The sequence below is a fragment of the Brevibacillus sp. FSL K6-0770 genome (genome assembly GCF_038000275.1).
GTDB lineage: Bacteria > Bacillota > Bacilli > Brevibacillales > Brevibacillaceae > Brevibacillus > Brevibacillus parabrevis.
Genome location: NZ_JBBOBQ010000001.1, coordinates 1,483,945 through 1,501,673 on the forward strand (window position 1 = coordinate 1,483,945; position 17,729 = coordinate 1,501,673).

17 protein-coding genes and 3 riboswitches are annotated in these 17,729 nt (G+C 54.2%); of the genes, 16 read left to right on the plus strand and 1 reads right to left on the minus strand.

Translation table 11 applies throughout. From position 1 onward, the window contains the following. The first annotated feature begins 234 nt into the window (after window positions 1–234). From NST23_RS07355 to NST23_RS07370, 4 genes are all read left to right on the plus strand, one after another. On the plus strand, window positions 235–978 hold the full coding sequence (locus NST23_RS07355; protein WP_122963002.1) for a metal ABC transporter ATP-binding protein: 744 nt from the start codon (window positions 235–237) through the stop codon (window positions 976–978). Then, window positions 978–1,838, plus strand: a complete 861-nt coding sequence (locus NST23_RS07360; RefSeq protein ID WP_173596130.1) for a metal ABC transporter permease — start codon at window positions 978–980, stop codon at window positions 1,836–1,838. Before NST23_RS07355 ends, NST23_RS07360 begins: the two co-directional genes overlap by 1 nt. Window positions 1,839–1,856: 18 nt before the next feature. After that, window positions 1,857–2,801 (plus strand): metal ABC transporter substrate-binding protein, encoded by a 945-nt coding sequence (locus NST23_RS07365; RefSeq protein WP_173596131.1) that lies wholly within the window; start codon window positions 1,857–1,859, stop codon window positions 2,799–2,801. Between the two features lie 211 nt (window positions 2,802–3,012). Further along, window positions 3,013–3,732, plus strand: a complete 720-nt coding sequence (locus NST23_RS07370) for a YebC/PmpR family DNA-binding transcriptional regulator (protein ID WP_122963004.1) — start codon at window positions 3,013–3,015, stop codon at window positions 3,730–3,732. 314 nt (window positions 3,733–4,046) lie between these two features. Here NST23_RS07370 and NST23_RS07375 read toward each other — a convergent pair whose 3' ends face one another. Beyond that, window positions 4,047–4,997 carry an ABC transporter substrate-binding protein gene (locus tag NST23_RS07375; protein WP_340963443.1) on the minus strand — a complete coding sequence of 317 codons (951 nt, stop codon included), beginning with the start codon at window positions 4,995–4,997 and terminating at the stop codon, window positions 4,047–4,049. A gap of 315 nt (window positions 4,998–5,312) precedes the next feature. Here NST23_RS07375 and NST23_RS07380 point away from each other — a divergent pair, with 315 nt between their 5' ends. The 12 genes from NST23_RS07380 to gcvPA all read left to right on the plus strand — a co-directional run bounded on the left by NST23_RS07380 (window position 5,313) and on the right by gcvPA (window position 17,721). After that, a complete protein-coding gene (locus NST23_RS07380; RefSeq protein ID WP_173598401.1) occupies window positions 5,313–6,179 on the plus strand; it encodes a LysR family transcriptional regulator in 867 nt (288 codons plus the stop codon). Between the two features lie 164 nt (window positions 6,180–6,343). Next, on the plus strand, window positions 6,344–7,750 hold the full coding sequence (locus NST23_RS07385) for a YfcC family protein (RefSeq protein WP_174769194.1): 1,407 nt from the start codon (window positions 6,344–6,346) through the stop codon (window positions 7,748–7,750). 31 nt (window positions 7,751–7,781) lie between these two features. Continuing rightward, window positions 7,782–8,891 (plus strand): mandelate racemase/muconate lactonizing enzyme family protein, encoded by a 1,110-nt coding sequence (locus NST23_RS07390; RefSeq protein WP_173596134.1) that lies wholly within the window; start codon window positions 7,782–7,784, stop codon window positions 8,889–8,891. A 106-nt stretch (window positions 8,892–8,997) separates the two neighbouring features. After that, window positions 8,998–9,414: a VOC family protein gene (locus NST23_RS07395; RefSeq protein WP_122963009.1), complete on the plus strand. Its 417-nt coding sequence runs from the start codon at window positions 8,998–9,000 to the stop codon at window positions 9,412–9,414. 189 nt (window positions 9,415–9,603) lie between these two features. After that, window positions 9,604–9,708: riboswitch (glycine riboswitch) on the plus strand. A gap of 229 nt (window positions 9,709–9,937) precedes the next feature. After that, window positions 9,938–10,276, plus strand: a complete 339-nt coding sequence (locus NST23_RS07400) for an iron-sulfur cluster biosynthesis family protein (RefSeq protein ID WP_167470236.1) — start codon at window positions 9,938–9,940, stop codon at window positions 10,274–10,276. Window positions 10,277–10,405: 129 nt separating this feature from the next. Further along, complete coding sequence (lpdA, locus tag NST23_RS07405; RefSeq protein ID WP_340963445.1) at window positions 10,406–11,818, plus strand: dihydrolipoyl dehydrogenase; 1,413 nt, start codon at window positions 10,406–10,408, stop codon at window positions 11,816–11,818. A gap of 14 nt (window positions 11,819–11,832) precedes the next feature. Beyond that, window positions 11,833–11,936, plus strand: a riboswitch (glycine riboswitch). 2 nt (window positions 11,937–11,938) lie between these two features. Then, a riboswitch (glycine riboswitch) is annotated at window positions 11,939–12,019 on the plus strand. A gap of 103 nt (window positions 12,020–12,122) precedes the next feature. Beyond that, a complete protein-coding gene (gene glyA / locus NST23_RS07410) occupies window positions 12,123–13,376 on the plus strand; it encodes a serine hydroxymethyltransferase (protein ID WP_122963012.1) in 1,254 nt (417 codons plus the stop codon). 15 nt (window positions 13,377–13,391) lie between these two features. Beyond that, on the plus strand, window positions 13,392–13,910 hold the full coding sequence (locus tag NST23_RS07415) for a serine dehydratase beta chain (protein ID WP_122963013.1): 519 nt from the start codon (window positions 13,392–13,394) through the stop codon (window positions 13,908–13,910). 1 nt (window position 13,911) lies between these two features. After that, window positions 13,912–14,784 carry an L-serine ammonia-lyase, iron-sulfur-dependent, subunit alpha gene (gene sdaAA / locus NST23_RS07420; protein ID WP_122963014.1) on the plus strand — a complete coding sequence of 291 codons (873 nt, stop codon included), beginning with the start codon at window positions 13,912–13,914 and terminating at the stop codon, window positions 14,782–14,784. 20 nt (window positions 14,785–14,804) lie between these two features. Further along, a complete protein-coding gene (gene gcvT, locus NST23_RS07425; protein ID WP_280648142.1) occupies window positions 14,805–15,920 on the plus strand; it encodes a glycine cleavage system aminomethyltransferase GcvT in 1,116 nt (371 codons plus the stop codon). Between the two features lie 53 nt (window positions 15,921–15,973). Continuing rightward, window positions 15,974–16,363, plus strand: coding sequence for a glycine cleavage system protein GcvH (gcvH, locus tag NST23_RS07430; RefSeq protein ID WP_274875030.1), 390 nt, complete (start codon window positions 15,974–15,976; stop codon window positions 16,361–16,363). A gap of 23 nt (window positions 16,364–16,386) precedes the next feature. Then, on the plus strand, window positions 16,387–17,721 hold the full coding sequence (gcvPA, locus tag NST23_RS07435) for an aminomethyl-transferring glycine dehydrogenase subunit GcvPA (RefSeq protein ID WP_420840580.1): 1,335 nt from the start codon (window positions 16,387–16,389) through the stop codon (window positions 17,719–17,721). The last annotated feature ends 8 nt before the right edge of the window (window positions 17,722–17,729 follow it).

Genomic DNA, 17,729 nt, shown 5'->3' on the forward strand with positions numbered 1-17,729 from the left:
TTCTTTATTCCCTAGAAAATGAAATTAAGGGTTGACAGTGAGAACGATTTCCAGTAAATTTTGCATCAGGGAAACATTTTTATACACAAGCATATTATTTTGCCATGGCGAATATTATTGGTTAATAACTACAATTTTGTGTATAAGCATATATAAGTGAGTCGGGACAACCAGAGCGGATGATGTAGCGCAACAGCGAGAATAAAACGACTGATTATTTTTGGAGGGAATCTCATGAATAGTGCTGTGTCAGTCAGAGAGCTTCACGTTTCCTATTTTGGAGTTGAGGTCGTGCAGGGTGTATCGTTTGCGGTTGAGCAGGGCAGCATGGTGGGCATCATCGGCCCGAACGGCGCAGGCAAATCGACCATGATCAAAGCCATGTTGGGGTTGATCGGAAAAGACAAGGGAGACGTCCTGTTTTACGGCAAAGAAGTAAGCGAGGTGCGCAAGAAAATCGCTTATGTGCCGCAGCGAAGCCAAATCGACTGGACGTTTCCGATCACGGTGATGGATACGGTTCTCATCGGAACATATCCAAGCGTCGGATTATTCAAATTTCCGAAAAAAAAGGAAAAGTTGTGGGCGATGGAGTGTCTGCGAAAAGTGGGACTGGAGGACTTCGCCAAGCGGCAGATCGGCGAGTTGTCAGGCGGGCAGCAGCAGCGCGTATTTTTGGCCCGGGCACTGGCGCAAAAACCGGAATTGCTCCTTCTGGACGAGCCGTTTGTCGGAATCGACGTCGCCAGCGAGGAAACGATCATCCATATTTTGAAGGAGCTTCAGCTTCAGGACAAAACGATCGTAGTCGTCCACCACGACTTGAGCAAAGCGAATGCGTATTTCGATCAGCTGCTGCTTTTGAACAAGGAATTGATCAAGTTTGGAGCAGTCGATGAGGTGCTGAACCGGGAAGTCATGTCCAAAGCTTACGCGCATCAACTGCAATTTCTGGAGAAGGCCGAGGTAACTGCGTAATGGAATTTTTACATGCGATCGGACAATATGATTTTTTGCAAAAGGCATTGTTTACATCAGTCGTGGTGGGAATCATTTGCGGGGTCATTGGCAGCTTCATCATTTTGCGCGGGATGTCGTTGATGGGCGATGCCATCTCCCACGCGGTTTTGCCAGGGGTGGCGCTCTCGTATGCCTTCGGGATCAACTTTTTCCTGGGCGCAGTCGCCACCGGGGTGCTTACAGCGATCGGGATCGGATATGTCAGCCAAAACAGCCGGATTAAAAACGATACGGCGATCGGGATTTTGTTCACTTCCGCTTTTGCCTTGGGAATCATCATGATTACGATGCTGAAAAGCAGCACGGACCTGTATCACATTTTGTTCGGGAACGTTCTGGCAGTGCGACCGTCCGACATGTGGGTGACGGTCGGGATCGGCGTGATTGTGATTGTGACCGTCTACGCGTTTTTCAAGGAACTGCTGCTGACGTCCTTCGATCCGACGATTGCGGCGGCGTACGGTCTGCGCAACAATCTGATTCACTATTTGCTGATGACGTTGCTGACGATGGTTACCGTAGCGTCGCTGCAAACCGTGGGAATCGTGCTGGTGGTCGCCATGCTGATTACTCCCGCAGCGACAGCCTATTTGCTGACAGACAGACTGTCGGTGATGATTTTCCTGGCAGCGAGCTTCGGGGTCATTTCAGCGATTATCGGCCTGTACTTCAGCTTTACCTACAACCTGGCTTCGGGGGCAACCATCGTAATGGTGGCGACAGGTTTGTTCCTTCTGGCCTTCCTGTTCTCGAAAAAGCACGGAGTTGTATGGAAATCCATTCGAGTGCGGCAAAAAAGAGCCGAGCTTTCGAAGTAAATAAAAGGAGAACTCGTCATGAAAAAATGGAATCTGTTTCTCGTCTTTCTCATCTCATCCGTCCTGCTCGCCGCGTGCGGTGCGCCGCAAAGTTCCAATCAAGAGGTAAAAACTGGAAATGAAAAGCTGCACGTAGTGACAACGTATTCGATTTTGTATGACATTGTGAAAAATGTGGGCGGAGATCGCGTGGAAATTCACAGCTTGGCTCCGGTCGGCTCGAACCCGCACGAATACGATCCGTTGCCAGCCGACGTGCAAAAAACAACAGATGCCGATGCCGTGTTCTACAACGGCTTGAATCTGGAAGCAGGAAACTCGTGGTTTGAAAAGCTGATGCACACAGCAGGCAAGTCTGGACAAGATGCACCCGTGTTCCGCATGAGTGAAGGCGTAGCCGCCAAGCATTTGACGACAAAAGGCAAAGAGAGCGAAGAAGATCCGCATGCGTGGCTGGATGTGCGCAACGGCATCAAGTACGCGGAAAATGCCAGAGACGCACTGATCAAGGTCGACCCGGCGCACAAGGACACGTACGAGCAAAATGCAAAAGCGTACATCGAAAAGCTGCGCGCTTTGCACGAAGAGGCAGTCAAGCAATACAATCAAATTCCGCGTGAACAGCGCGTTCTCGTAACGAGCGAAGGAGCGTTTAAATATTTCAGCGAAGCATACGATTTCGACGCCGCCTACATTTGGGAAATCAACTCGGAAAACCAGGGAACGCCTGAGCAAGTCAGCCAGGTAGTCGATACGATCCGCGCGAAAAAAATTCCGGCTCTGTTCGTGGAAACGAGCATTGACCCGCGCAGCATGGAGATGGTATCCCGGGAAACCGGTGTGCCGATCGTCGGAAAAGTGTTTACCGACTCGCTCGGCAAGCCAGGCGAAGATGGCGATACGTACATCAAAATGATGGAGTGGAATATTAAGACAATCTACGAAGGCTTGACGAAAAAATAGAAAGCAAGTCGTACACGGCGCAGCTCTCCATCCAGGGGGGCTGTGCTTTTTTAGCCGATGGAGGAGTTGTCCGCAACAAGGGGCGGATGAACTTTTCGAAATGATTTTCTCGTAAAAAAACACGAGATTGAGGTATAATAGTTGAGTGTGAAAATGGACTACGGAGTCTTGCAAGCAATCAATCTGTGACGTTGAAAGAGAGTGGGAATTTATGGGTCGTAAGTGGAACAATATCAAAGAGAAAAAAGCGTCGAAGGATGCGAGCACCAGTCGCGTATATGCCAAGTTCGGGAAGGAAATTTATGTAGCGGCGAAGCAAGGCGAGCCGGACCCAGAGTCGAACCGCGCTCTGAAGGTCGTCCTGGAGCGTGCCAAAACATACAGCGTACCGAAAGCGATTATTGACCGCGCAATCGAGAAAGCGAAGGGCGGATCGGAAGAAAGCTACAGCGAGCTGCGTTATGAAGGCTTCGGCCCGAACGGCTCGATGGTGATCGTGGACGCCTTGACCAACAACGTAAACCGCACAGCGTCTGAAGTGCGCGCCGCTTTCAACAAAAACGGCGGAAACATGGGCGTGACCGGATCTGTCGCTTACATGTTCGACCCGACTGCGGTGTTCGGCCTCGAAGGCAAAACCGCCGAGGAAGTGCTTGAGCTGTTGATGGAAGCCGAAGTCGATGTGCGCGACATTTTGGACGAAGACGGAGCTGTCATCGTCTACGCCGAGCCTGAGCAGTTCCACGCTGTACAGGAAGCGCTGAAAAAAGCGGGCATTACCGAGTTTACCGTAGCGGAGCTGACCATGCTCGCTCAAAACGAAGTAACGCTGGACGAAGAGGCGCAAGCCCAGTTTGAAAAAATGATCGATGCGCTGGAAGACCTGGACGATGTGCAACAGGTGTACCATAACGTTGATTTGGGAGAATAAATATGTCCGTGAAAAAACCTTTGCTGGCAGTTGCTGCGAAGGTTTTTTTTCATGGGCAAAATAAAACCGCCTCCTAAAAGGAGACGGCATATATCGAGCTCGCTAGTTTTGAGGTGTTACCGATCATCACGTGCGACGCATCTACCTCCAGTGTGAAGTTAGAAGCTTATTGCAGTGTTGCGGTTTTCCTTACTCACTAGGTGATCGTGTAAATCATCCATGGCACATCGCCTCCGTTAGGGACTACAGCCTGTTTGAAAACACACCACCGAGCTCGATAAGTATAGTATGGTCCGATTTTGTGCTCTTATACATCATTTCAACATGCGGGCGGAAATCGCGTTCATGAAGGACTGGTTGCTGTAGGCAGTGCCCCCGGCCAAGCCCGGATTGACGGCGTTGACGTAAACCCGTCCGTCTTTGGTCACATGCAGGTTGCTCCATTCGCTTTTTTGCTGCAACTGTTCAAAGGCAGCTTCTGCGCCGGGGTCGCTGCTTTTGTCGACCATGACAAACAAATAATCGGGGTCTGTCTGGGCCAGTTGTTCAAGCGTCAGCGATACAGGCTCTTTTGCCTGTTCTACAACGTCTGGTGTCGCCAGCCCGAGATCGGTGTAGAGCAAATAGTTGTACCGTTCGTTTTTCGGGGAGACGACAAAAGCGCCCTCGTGGAACCAGACAGCCAACACCTTTTTATCCTTCAGCGGGGCAAGCTTTTCCCGCGTATTTTCGATGTTGGTTCTTACCTTGCTCACAATCGCATCCACGTTTGCGTCTTTGCCGCGCACTTCAGCCAAAAGCCGCAGGTTGTCTTCCCAGTGCGCTCCGTTCGAGGAAATAGGGATCACGGACGCTGCCTTTTCCAGCGTGGCGCGCTTTTCCGCAGGCGTCTTGTCAGAGGTCAGGATAGTGTCCGGGTAGAGAGCTTTCAGGTCATCAATCCGCTCGACGATGTCTGCCGGGAGCTTTTGCGTATTTTGCGTAATCGAGGCGTATTCCTGCGGGAACGCGCCGGATTTTTCTACCGTTGCGGCGAACGGCGGTATGCCGAGCAAAAGCGAGTCTTCAAAGCTGCTTCGCGAATCGACAAAGGCGATTTGTTTGGTTCGCGCCGGAATTTTATAGGCAGTGCCCAAATATTGAATGGACCTGGTCGGCTTTGCGGCAGGCGAGCCGTCTGCGGTTTGCCCTCCGGAACCCGCGCCGCATGCGGCAAGCAACAGAAAAACAGCCGTCACAGGGATGGCCAGTAGCTTTTTGTACATCTCTCGTCACTCCGATCGTACATATATGGTCTGTCTATGGCAGGGGAGATCATCACAGTAAATTATAGGGTACCCGAATGAGCCAGGGCTGCTTCATTCCTGAACATTTTCAGACATTCTCCCGTAAGCTTTTTCCGTCACCAAGAGCCATCGCCCCATGACGAAGCAGTATCCTTCAGCGCCAAGCGGCTTTTCGCCCTCCTGCGAGGCACGCTTTTCGGTGCGGTTTTCGTATTGTCTGTTCACAGCAAATGTTCTACGATGAACAAATACAAAACGAAACGAAAGTCTAACTGAGCTTTTGGGGTGATGGGGATGGAGCTGCGCCACTTGAAGACGTTCCACGTCGTTGCGGAATGTTTGAATCTCACCAAGGCTGCGGAAATTTTGCGCTATACGCAACCGACGATCAGCCTGCAAATTCAGGCGCTGGAACAAGACATCGGCCATACCTTGCTGAACCGGGTGGGAAAAAGGACGTTTTTGACGCCGACAGGCAAGCTGTTGAAAAAGCATACAGACAAGCTGTTTCAAAATTTGGATGAGCTGGAACAAGACTTGCGGCGGCTGGAAAAGCCGTACGGCAATTTGACCATCGCGGCGCCCGAGTTTTATTGCAGCTATTACTTGTCGCAACTGCTCAGCATTTACGTGAAGGTGCATCCGCAAGTGCAGATGAAGCTGCTCTGTTACAACAGCAAGGAGACGATCAAGCTGGTGGAGTCGAACCGGGCGGATATCGGGATTGTCGCCGGGAAGTGCAATCGGCCGGGGATTGAGGAAATTTTGATCGATCAGGAAGATTTGGTGCTGGTAGCGAGTCCGCTCCTGGTCAAGTCGCGCAGCGCCGAGGAGCTTTTTGCGGAGCATCCGTTCATTACGTACGATATGGAAGGCGTTATTCGCGAATGTTTGGAAGAAATCGGCTGCAAACCGCTCTGGACGATCGAATGCGGCAGCGAAGAGGCGATCAAGCGGGCGGTTATGTCCCAGACGGGGATTGCCTTGATCAGCGACGTCATGATTGAAAAAGAAGTAAGGCAGGGAACGCTGCAAGTGCTGCACCGCTTTCCGAAAAGGCTTTTGACTTACTTGATTTATCCGCGCGACCAGCGCGATTACAGCACCGTCAGCAGCTTTGTCGACGTGGTGCTTGATGTGTGGCCGACTTTTCGGGCTTGAATGAAGCCGTGGTATACGACTTTCGGAAGCGATTCCGGGGGTCGTTTTTTTGTGTGGCGAAGTATGGATTTATTTATGGTTATCATTGAACAACCTCATTTTTCATGCCGAATCAAATCGACTACGATAAAAAAACAGAATAATAAAAAAAGGGGGAGTTGGAAGTGCTTCCAAACAGCAAAGAACAAGCAGCAAGACGCAAGAGAGGAATCAACGTTTTCGTGCTGTTGTTTGGCGTGCTGCTCATCGCGACGTTTCTCACCCACGTCGTTCCGGCGGGAGAATACGCCCGCGTGGAAGTGAACGGCAGAAACGTCGTCGATCCACAGTCGTACAAAGCGATTGAACAGACGCCCGTCTCCGTTTTTTCCCTGTTTAGCGCGATCCACACGGGGATGGTGGACGCAGGAGAAATTATTTTCTTTGTTTTGATCATCGGAGGAGCGTTTGGCGTGCTGACTGCGACAGGAGCTGTCGACGCTTTTATCCGCTCGCTGTCCAAAAAGCTCGGGAACAAGGAAAAGTGGCTGATCCCGATCATGATGCTGTTTTTCGCCTTTGCCGGGGCGTTTACCGGAATGGCGGAGGAGACGCTGGCTTACATCCCGATTTTGGTGCCGCTTGCTGTCTCGCTCGGCTTTGATGTCATCACGGGAACCGCGATTGTCCTGGTAGGAGCCTCGATCGGTTTTACGACGGCGATCATGAATCCGTTTACAGTGGGGATTGCCCAAGGAATCGCCCAGCTGCCGATTTTCTCGGGCATTGGCTACCGGATCATCTTGTTCGTGATCATGTATGCCGTATCGGTTGGCTTCATTTACCGCTACGCGATGAAGGTGAAAAAAGATCGCTCGCTCGGATTTTACGGCGAAGGAGTCGCAGCGTTTGAGCAGATTGCACCGACAACTGACCAACCTTTGTCCCAAACGCACAAATGGGTGCTGATCTGCTTCCTGCTTAACTTCGTCGCCTTGATTTACGGCGTCCTGCAATTCCAATGGTACATTACCGAAATCTCTGCCTTGTTCGTCATTTTGGCCATCGTAATTACGCTCATTTCCCGCATGTCTGCCGATCAGTTGATCGAGTCGTTCATGAAAGGGGCGGCGGGGATGCTCACGGGCGCTCTCATCATCGGGTTGTCGCGAGCGACACTGGTCGTGCTTGGCGACGGACACGTCATCGATACGCTGTTGTTCCATGCGTCAGGCATGCTGCACGAAATTCCGCCTGTGCTCAGCGCGGCTGGCATGTACATTTTGCAAGCGTTGATTCACTTCGTCGTACCTTCGGGCAGCGGACAAGCGGCGCTGACCATGCCGATCATGGCGCCATTGGCTGATCTGGTCGGAGTGACGCGGCAAACGGCGGTGCTGTCTTTCTCGCTGGCAGACGGAATCGGCAACATTATTTTCCCGACCTCGGGTTACTTCATGGCAGGGCTGGCGCTTGCGGGCATCCCGTGGATTCGTTGGGCGAAGTGGATTTTGCCATTGATTTTGACGCAGTTCGGGATTGGGCTGGTAGCGGTCATCATCGCCAATTGGATGCACTATGGACCGTTTTAAGAAAAATGTGTGAGCAATGGAGGGTTTCCTGTTGAAAATTGTTGCGATTGAAGTATTTGCGACCGAGCTGCCTTTGGTGCGGCCGTTTATCGTGGCCTACGATGCGTTTCACAAGCTTCCGAGCATCATTGTCAAAATGACGACGGACACGGGGCTTGTCGGTTACGGCGAAGGCATGCCCGACCCGCACGTGACGGGCGAGACATTTTCCAGCACGTACGAGATGCTGGTGAAAGACATTGCGCCGCTCGTCCTCGGGGCTAACCCGTTTGATATTGAAAAAGTTCACCGAATCATGGAGCAGGCTGTCTATTGCGCGCCATCTGCAAAAGCGGCCATCGATATCGCCTGCTACGATCTCATGGGCAAAGCCGCGGGACAGCCTGTCTACAATTTGCTTGGCGGAAAAGCGCACGACTTTTTGACGGTGCCTTATGTTGTGAGCATTTTGCCGCCGGAAGAAATGGCTCGCCAGGCGGCGCAAGCTTTGCAAGACGGATATTCGAGCATCAAGATCAAGGTCGGCGGCGATCCGGCTGTCGATGTCAAACGGATTCGCGCCGTCCGCGAGGCAATTGGCCCGGACGTCCAGCTGCGCGTGGACGCGAACCAGGGCTGGCGCAATGTGGCGACAACGATGCGCGTGTTGAAGCAAGTAGAGGACTGCCAGCTCGACTGGATTGAGCAGCCTGTTTTGGCGGACGATCTGATCGGTTTGGCAGAGGTTCGCCAAAAAACGTTCATTCCGGTCATGGTCGACGAAGGCTTGCACGGCGACAAAGAAATGCGGGAAGTCATCGTCCGCCAGGCAGCCGATTTGATCAACATCAAGCTGATGAAGTGCGGCGGCCTGTATCCGGCGCTCAAGCTGGTCGCGCAGGCAGAGATGGCGGGGATGGGATGTCAGGTTGGCTCGATGGTCGAATCAGCCGTGGCCACCGCCGCCGGGGCGCATCTGTCTTTGGCAAAAGGGATGATCTTTTCCAACGAAATGGTGGGGCCGCTCATGTTCTCCCGCGACTTCGGACAGCTTCGCTACGAGCAGGATCGCTTGCTGCTCGCAGATCGTCCGGGGCTTGGCGTGGAAGTCGATGAGGCTGTTGTGCGCGAGTTGAGTGTTTTTGCGGCGGAGGTTTCTTAGGAGGGGCGAATCAGTTGGCGTAATTAGCAATCCATAAGAAGCATCGTATCCCAAGAGATGGTACGATTTAATCAATCACAACACTTATCGAAAAGAGGGATACGCAATGGCACTGCAATCAAAACAAATTTTTGTCAATTTGCCCGTGAAAGATTTGAACAAGTCGATTGATTTTTTTACAGCGCTGGGCTATGAGTTCAACCCGCAATTTACGGATCAAAATGCCGCTTGCCTGGTGATTGGCGAAAATATTTACGCGATGCTCTTGGTGGAGGAGTTTTTCCAATCGTTCACGAACAAGCCCGTGACGGATACGGCCCAGAGCACCGAGGTCATCGTGGCGCTGTCAGCCGAGAGCCGGGAGCAAGTCGACGAGATCGTAAACAAAGCGCACGAAGCAGGGGCCAAGCCGGCTAAAGACCCGGTAGACCACGGCTTCATGTACAGCTGGAGCTTTATCGATCTGGACGGACATTTGTGGGAATACGTGTACATGGATGAGGCTGCGATTTCGCAACAGTAAAAAATAGGGTGGATCAACAGGCCAAAAGCAGGCGTTACCGCTTTTGGCCTGTTCGCGATGCCAGTCGTCATGGCGGCCCGCCGCAAATCGAATAAGGTTACCTGAATAATAATTTTTTTCAGAATTGACATCGGCAGAAGGAGTGTGATTTACTAATGTCAATGTTAGCCAACAAGTGAATAGCGGCGGATGATGATTGTAGGAGAGACTAAACGACGCGTTTAGCACCGAAGGAGCAAGTCCCATAAAACCCTTGGGATTAATCTCTCAGGTACCAGATACTACAATCGGACGCACCTCTGGAGAGCGCTGCACAAGCCACCCAAGGGGAATACTTCGGAACCGATTGATTGCCGAAGTTAAACTCTCAGGTAAAAAGGACAGAGGAAAGGTAGAGTATTCGTCACTCTATCTTTCCTCTGTCCTTTTTTGCTGAATGAAACGTCGCGTCGAGTTGCACAAAAGCGGGCGCAGACGCTTGCATTTCGGCCAAACGAAACGGATACGAGTGAAAGGTGGCGCGATGGGAAAGGAGCAGGCGATCACGAAAATGGAGCTTACGATCAAGAAAGCGGCTCAAGCAGAGCTGAAAAAACTGAATTTTCCGCAGGATACCGCGCTCAGGATTGACGTGGTGATCTCCGGCGACTGCGGTTGCGGATTTTTTGTCCAGCTCGGAGTAGATGAGTTGCGCAAAAACGACACGCTCGTGTACGAAAACGGGATTCCGGTCTGCATGGATCGGTTGACCAAACGGCATCTCGGGGATGTGCTTACCCTGGACTACGACCCTTTCCTGGGCTTCGCCTTGTCCAGCCCGGAAGAAGCTTTTGCGGATCGGCTCGCTGTTCGTCGCGGTTGACAACGGAAACAGGCAGAACAGCACGAGCAGCAGTTGGCCGACTGCAAGCAGGCGCAGGCGCCTCTTCCTGCGGGGTAAAACCGCGGGAGACGCCTTACACAGAAAAAGAAAAACAGGTGGAGAGAACAAATGACAACGAACGGAACAGTAGAGCAGGTGGATGTTCTCGTGATCGGAGCGGGGCCGGGGGGCTACGTAGCCGCGATCCGGGCGGCTCAGCTCGGCAAGCAGGTCGCGATTGTGGAAAAAGATACGGTCGGCGGCGTATGTTTGAACCGCGGCTGCATTCCTTCCAAGGCGCTGATCTCGGCGGCGCATCAATACGAAGCGATGACGCAATCCGCGAGCATCGGCTTGCAGGCAGCAGAAGTGAGCGTCGATTTCGCCAAGGTCCAGGCATGGAAGCGCAGCGTGGTCGACAAATTGACCGGAGGCGTAAGCTCGCTGCTCAAAGGCAACAAGATCAAAAGAATCAGCGGGGAAGCGCGGCTAGTCGGCGAGCAGCTGGTTGAGGTGAAAAATGGCGACGACTGCATACAGGTGCAATTCCGGCAAGCGATTCTCGCGACAGGCTCGCGTCCGATCGAATTGAAAGCCTTTCCATTCGCGGGCCGCATTCTTTCCTCGACAGAACTGCTGGCGCTTGAAGAATTGCCGAAAAGCTTGCTGGTCATTGGCGGCGGGTATATCGGGATCGAGCTGGGGCAGACATTTGCCAAGCTGGGCACGAAGGTGACGATTTTGGAAGGCTCGGACTCGATCTTGCCCGGCTTTGAAAAAGAGCTGTCGCGTCTGGTGGCGAGGAAGCTGAAAAAGCTCGGCGTGGAAGTGCACACCGAAGCGCTGGCCAAAGGGGCGGAACAAACAGCCGAACAGGTCAGCGTCACCTATGCGGAAAAAGGCGAAGAGCGTCAGGCGACCGCTGACTATGTGCTCGTTACGGTTGGCAGACGGCCGAACATCGAGGGGCTGGGATTGGAAAAGCTCGCTGTCAAGCTGACAGAGCGCGGCTTCATCCAGATCGACCAACAGTGCCAAACGAGCATTCCGCACCTGTATGCGATCGGCGATCTGGTGGAAGGCCCGGCTCTTGCCCACAAAGCGTCGTACGAAGGCAAAATCGCGGCGGAAGCCATCGCTGGCAAAGACAGCAAGCTCACCGACAAAAAGATTCCCGCTGTCGTGTTCTCCGATCCGGAGATTGCCAGTGTGGGACTGACCGAGTCGGAAGCCAAAGAGCGCGGACACAAGGTGGCAGTTGGCAAGTTCCCTTATGCCGCGAATGGGCGGGCACTGTCTCTGAACGTCGGGGAAGGCTTCGTGAAGCTCGTGGGCGACAAGGAGACGGGGCTGCTGCTGGGAGCGCAGATTATCGGGCCGGAAGCGTCCAATCTGATCGGCGAGGTTGCCCTGGCGATTGAAAAAGGGCATACGCTGACAGATATTGCCGAGACGATCCACGCCCATCCGAGCCTGGGAGAAATCATCATGGAAGCGGCAGAAGGAGCGCTCGGGCACGGCATTCATCAACTGAACAAATAACTGCATATCGGCGGATGATGATCGTGGGAGAGACTGGCCGCACTGGCTGGCACCGAAGGAGCAAGTCCCAAAAACCCTTGGGATTAATCTCTCAGGTAAAGAGTACCACGATTGGACGCACCTCTGGAGAGCGCTGCACAAGCCACCCAAGGGGAAAGCTTCGCGAACCGAAGCCAAACTCTCAGGTAAAAAGGACAGAGGAAAGGTAGATTTTTTCCGAAAAAGGAGTCTATCTTTCCATTGTCCTTTTTTCGCGTTCGTACGCTTGGGAAAGGTAGCGAGCAAAAGTTGAAACGGGGGAGATATCGTGAGTTTGCAGGAGCGCGATCAAGAAATTTTTGCGGCGATGGAAGACGAGCGGCAGCGGCAGCATCAAACATTGGAGCTGATTGCTTCCGAGAACTTCGTCAGCGAAGAAGTGATGCAGGCGATGGGGTCCGTACTGACTAACAAATACGCGGAGGGCTACCCGGGAAAACGGTACTACGGGGGCTGCGAGCATGTCGATGTCGTCGAGCGTTTGGCGATCGAACGGGTGAGCAGCTTGTTTGGCGCAACGTACGCGAACGTGCAGCCGCACTCCGGGGCGCAGGCGAATACGGCCGTCTTTTTCTCCCTGCTTTCGCCCGGCGATACGATCATGGGGATGAATTTGTCCCACGGCGGGCATTTGACGCACGGCAGCCCTGTCAGCCTGTCGGGAAAATGGTTCAATGTCGTCGCTTACGGCGTGCGCGAAGATACGCACCGGATCGACTATGAAGAAGTCGAGGCTGTTGCATTGCGCGAACGGCCGAAGCTGCTGATTGCCGGAGCGAGCGCTTATCCGCGCCAGATCGATTTCGCCCGGTTCAAGGAAATCGCGGACAAAGTCGGAGCCAAGCTGATGGTGGACATGGCGCACATCGCCGGACTGGTCGCCGCAGGCTTGCATCCTTCGCCCGTTCCACACGCAGATGTCACGACGAGTACGACGCACAAAACATTGCGCGGCCCGCGCGGCGGCATCATCCTGACGAACGACGAAGAAATTTTCAAAGGGATCAACAAAGCCATTTTCCCGGGCATCCAGGGCGGGCCGCTCATGCATGTGATCGCCGCCAAGGCAGTGTCCTTCAAAGAAGCGTTGCAGCCGAGCTTCGTCACCTACGCGCAGCAAGTGGTGAAAAACGCCGCGGCATTGGCGGAGACGCTGAAAAGCGAAGGGGCGACGCTCGTGTCCGGGGGAACGGATAACCATCTGGTCTTGCTCGATGTGCGGCCGTGGGATTTGACAGGCAAAGAAGCGGAGCATCTGCTGGAGGCGGCAGGCATTACGGTGAACAAAAACACGATTCCGTACGATACGGCAAGTCCGTTTGTGACGAGCGGCGTGCGAATCGGCACGGCTGCGATTACGACCCGCGGCATGAAGGAAGCGGATATGGAGACGATTGGCCGGGCGATTGCCGCTGTGCTCAAAGAAAAGGGCAGCGAAGCGACGACCGCCAGGGTGAAAAGCGAAATTCGCGGGCTGTGCGAATCGTATCCGCTGTATCAACAGCTCGCAGTGAGGTAAGCAGGAGGAGCGACGATGGTATACAACAGCTGCTTTGATATTATCGGGCCGATCATGGTTGGCCCTTCCAGCTCGCATACAGCGGGAGTCGTCACGATCGGAAAATTCGTCCGCGATTTTCTCGGCGGCGAAATCGAGTCAGCGACGATTGTGTTTTACGACTCTTTTTCGGAAACGTACAAAGGGCACGGGACAGACAAGGCAGTGGTCGGCGGCTTGCTCGGGATGGACACGGATGACAGCCGGATACGCGTAGCGCTGGAGCTGGCAGCGGCGAAAGGGCTGCAGGTCGTATTCGAAAAGCGGGGCGACTGCCCGTACTACGATCATCCCAATACCGTCATGATCCAGGCCCGCACAGCACGCGATATCGCCGTCATCGGCGGCGTCTCGCTCGGCGGCGGCATCTCGAAAGTGTTTTACGTGAACGAGTTCGCTGTCGATATTCCGTTGAACGCGCCGTACGATCTGGATGACTTGCGCAACAAGCTTTGGCACAATACACGCTGCGAGGCTGCGGTAGGGGGAGCATAGCATGGACTTTACTTCAATGACAGAGCTGCTCGCTCTCTGTGAATCGACCAACAGGAGCATAGCAGAAGTGATGGTGGCCCGCGAGAGCGCGAAAAGCGGGCGGTCGGAGCAGGAGATTGTGGAAACGATGAAGCTGCGGCTCGTCCGGATGAAAGAGGCGATCGATCAGGGAGTGTCCGATCAGTCCCTCGCCCCAAGCGGCATCTCGGGCGGCGATGCCTACAAGCTGGAGCGCTACCTGGAAAAAGGGGAGCAGCTGACAGGGCCGATTGTCGGGGATGCGATGAAGTTCGCTTTTGCCACCTCGGAAATGAACGCCCGCATGGGAATCATCGTCGCGACGCCAACAGCGGGCTCGGCAGGAATCTTGCCCGGCTGCCTGTTTTCGCTGCACGAAAATCAAAAATATACGTTTGAGCATCTGGTGATGGGGCTGTTCACGGCAAGCGCCATCGGCTATGTGATCGCCAACCGCGCGTTTATTTCGGGTGCTGCGGGAGGCTGCCAGGCAGAAGTTGGATCTGCAACAGCGATGGCTGCTGCCGCGCTCGTCGAGATCAAGCAAGGGACGCCGCGCCAGGCGGTTCATGCGGCTGCCATCGCCTTGAAATCGTTGCTCGGGCTTGTCTGCGATCCGGTTGCAGGCTTGGTGGAAGTGCCGTGCATCAAGCGCAACGTGATCGGTTCTTCCATCGCCTTTTCCGCAGCCGATATCGCGCTGGCTGGCATCGAAAGCCAGATTCCGTGCGATGAAGTGATCGGAGCGATGTACGAGATCGGAAAAAAAATGCCCCGCGCCTACCGCGAGACGGCTCTCGGCGGACTTGCCGTGACGCCAACCGGAGAGGCGGTCAAAGAGAGAATCATGAAATGAAGACGAAGGGATGAGGCTGGATGCAAGCTCAAGCTTTGAAACGAACGCCGCTCTACCCGCTCTACGCCCAGCACGGCGCCAAGGTAATCGACTTTGGCGGCTGGGAGTTGCCTGTGCAGTTCAGCAGTATTATCGAAGAGCATCACACGGTACGGACGAAGGCAGGACTGTTCGATGTGTCCCATATGGGTGAGGTCATGATTGAAGGCCCTGACGCCAGCGCGTTTGTCCAGTCGCTGATTACGAACGACGTGACGACGCTGCAAACGAATCAGGCGCTGTACGCGGCGATGTGCTACCCGGATGGCGGCACAGTGGACGATCTGCTTGTCTACAAGCAGGGCGAGCAAAAATTTTTGCTGGTGATCAACGCGTCCAACATCGACAAAGACGTAGACTGGATCGTCTCGCATGCCAAAGGCGAGGTCACGGTCGAAAATGTGAGCGACGCGACGGCTCAACTGGCGATTCAAGGCCCGCTTGCCGAGCAGGTGCTGCAACGGTTGACCGCAACTGACCTGTCGCAAATCCGCTATTTCTGGTTCCAGCAAGACGTGGATGTCGCGGGCATCAAGGCGCTCGTATCGCGCACAGGCTACACCGGAGAAGACGGCTTCGAGCTGTACGTGTCTGCGGCAGATGCGCCTTCTCTCTGGGAAAAAATTTTGGCGGAGGGCAAAGCAGACGGCGTGCTGCCGTGCGGACTGGGCGCGCGGGACACGCTGCGTTTTGAAGCAAGACTGCCTCTGTACGGGCAAGAGCTGGGGGCCGACATCACGCCGCTTGAAGCCGGGATCGGCTTTGCCGTGAAGCTGCAAAAGGAACAGGACTTCATCGGCAAAGAGGCGCTGCAAAAGCAAAAAGCAGCAGGCGTGCCGCGCAAGCTCGTCGGCGTCGAACTGATCGGCAGAGGGATTCCGCGCCCAGGCTATCCTGTGTTTGCGCAAGAAGCAGGGGAGCAGGATGAGCCGATCGGCTACATCACCTCTGGCACGCAATCCCCGACATTGAAGAAAAACTTGGGGCTGGCGCTGATCCGCGCAGAGTACGCAGCTGTAGACACGCCGCTTGCTGTGGAGATTCGCGGAAAGCGGGTCGAGGCGGTAACGGTCAAATCCCCTTTTTACAAACGCTAAAAAATCAGGAAACGGATGAATCCGAATACGAACGAGTCAAAGGAGATCAGGACATGAGCAAAGTCGTCAAAGGTTGGTTGTACAGCAGGGAACACGAATGGGTCGAGGTGCTGAGCGAAACGAGAGTGCGCGTGGGAATCACCGATTTTGCGCAAAACCAGCTCGGGGATCTCGTATTTGTAGATCTGCCGCAAGTGGGTGCCGAAGTTGTCGCGAATCAAAGCATGGGCTCGGTCGAGTCGGTCAAAGCGGTATCGGACCTGTTTTCGCCAGTGAGCGGCAAAGTGGTGGAAGTGAACAGCGAGCTGGAAGACAGCCCGGAAGTCATCAACAGCGATGCGTACAGCGGCGGCTGGATGATCGTCGTGGAAATCAGCAATCCGGATGAACTGTCCGAGCTGCTTTCTGCGGAACAATATGCAGATTTTGCCTTGGAGGGATAAGTGTGAACTATCGTTACTTGCCAATGACAACGGAAGACAAGCAAGAGATGCTGTCGTTTCTCGGTCTGTCTAGCGTAGAGGAGCTGTTTGCGGACATCCCGGAAGCGATCCGCTTTCAAGGCAGCCTGCAAATTCCGACTGCGCTGTCCGAGCCGGAAACCGTGCGGCATTTTACCAAGCTGGCGAGACAAAATGTCGACAGCAGCGAATACGCCTATTTTCTCGGAGCGGGCATCTACGACCATTACATTCCCAGCACCGTGAACCACGTGATTTCCCGTTCGGAGTTTTACACGGCTTACACGCCGTACCAGCCGGAAATCAGTCAGGGAGAGCTTCAGGCGATTTTTGAATTTCAGACGATGATTTGCGAGCTGACCGGGATGGAAGTAGCGAACTCGTCGATGTACGACGGGCCGACGGCGTTGGCGGAAGCGGCGAATCTGGCTGTCGGCGGCGTTGCCGGAAAAAATGTCATCGTGTCGAAAGCGGTACATCCGGAAGCGCGTGAAATTCTCGGGGTCAATGCCAAGGCTCAAGGCTATGAAGTGATCGAGATTGGCTGCAAGGGCGGCGTGACTGACCTGGAAGCGTTGGAGCAAGCGGTAAACGAACAGACGGCAGCGGTCATGGTGCAGTACCCGAACTTTTTCGGGGCAGTCGAAGATTTGGCTTCGCTTGAGAAAATCGCGCATCAGCACAAGTCGCTGTTTGTCGTCAGTGCCAACCCGCTGGCCCTCGGTGTGTTGCAGCCGCCGGGAGCGTACAACGCCGATATCGTCGTCGGCGAAGCGCAGCCTTTTGGCATCCCGATGCAGCTTGGCGGGCCATCTTGCGGTTATTTTGCCGTCAAGGAAAAGCTCATGCGCAAAATCCCGGGAAGAATCGTCGGCCAGACCGTTGACCAGGAAGGACGCCGCGGATTCGTGCTTACGCTGCAAGCGCGCGAGCAGCACATTCGCCGGGAGAAGGCGACGTCCAATATTTGCTCGAACCAGGCGCTGAACGCTCTGGCTGCCTCTGTCGCCATGACCGCCCTCGGCAAGCGCGGCGTGCAGGAAATGGCCCGGCTGAACGTGCAGAAGACCCAGTATGCGCTGCGCGAGCTGGCGAAGCTGGACAATTGCCAGCTCGTTTACCACAGCCCTGTTTTCAACGAATTTGTGCTCAAGGTGCCGAAAAGCGTAGGCGAAGTCAACCGCGAGCTGTTGAGGAAAAAGATCGTCGGGGGCTACGACCTCGGGCGGGATTACCCTGAGCTGGCCAACCACATGCTTTTGGCTGTGACGGAAGCACGCACGAAAGAAGAGATCGACGCACTTGTCCAAGGATTGGGGGAGATTGGCCGTGCAAACTAACAAGGAAA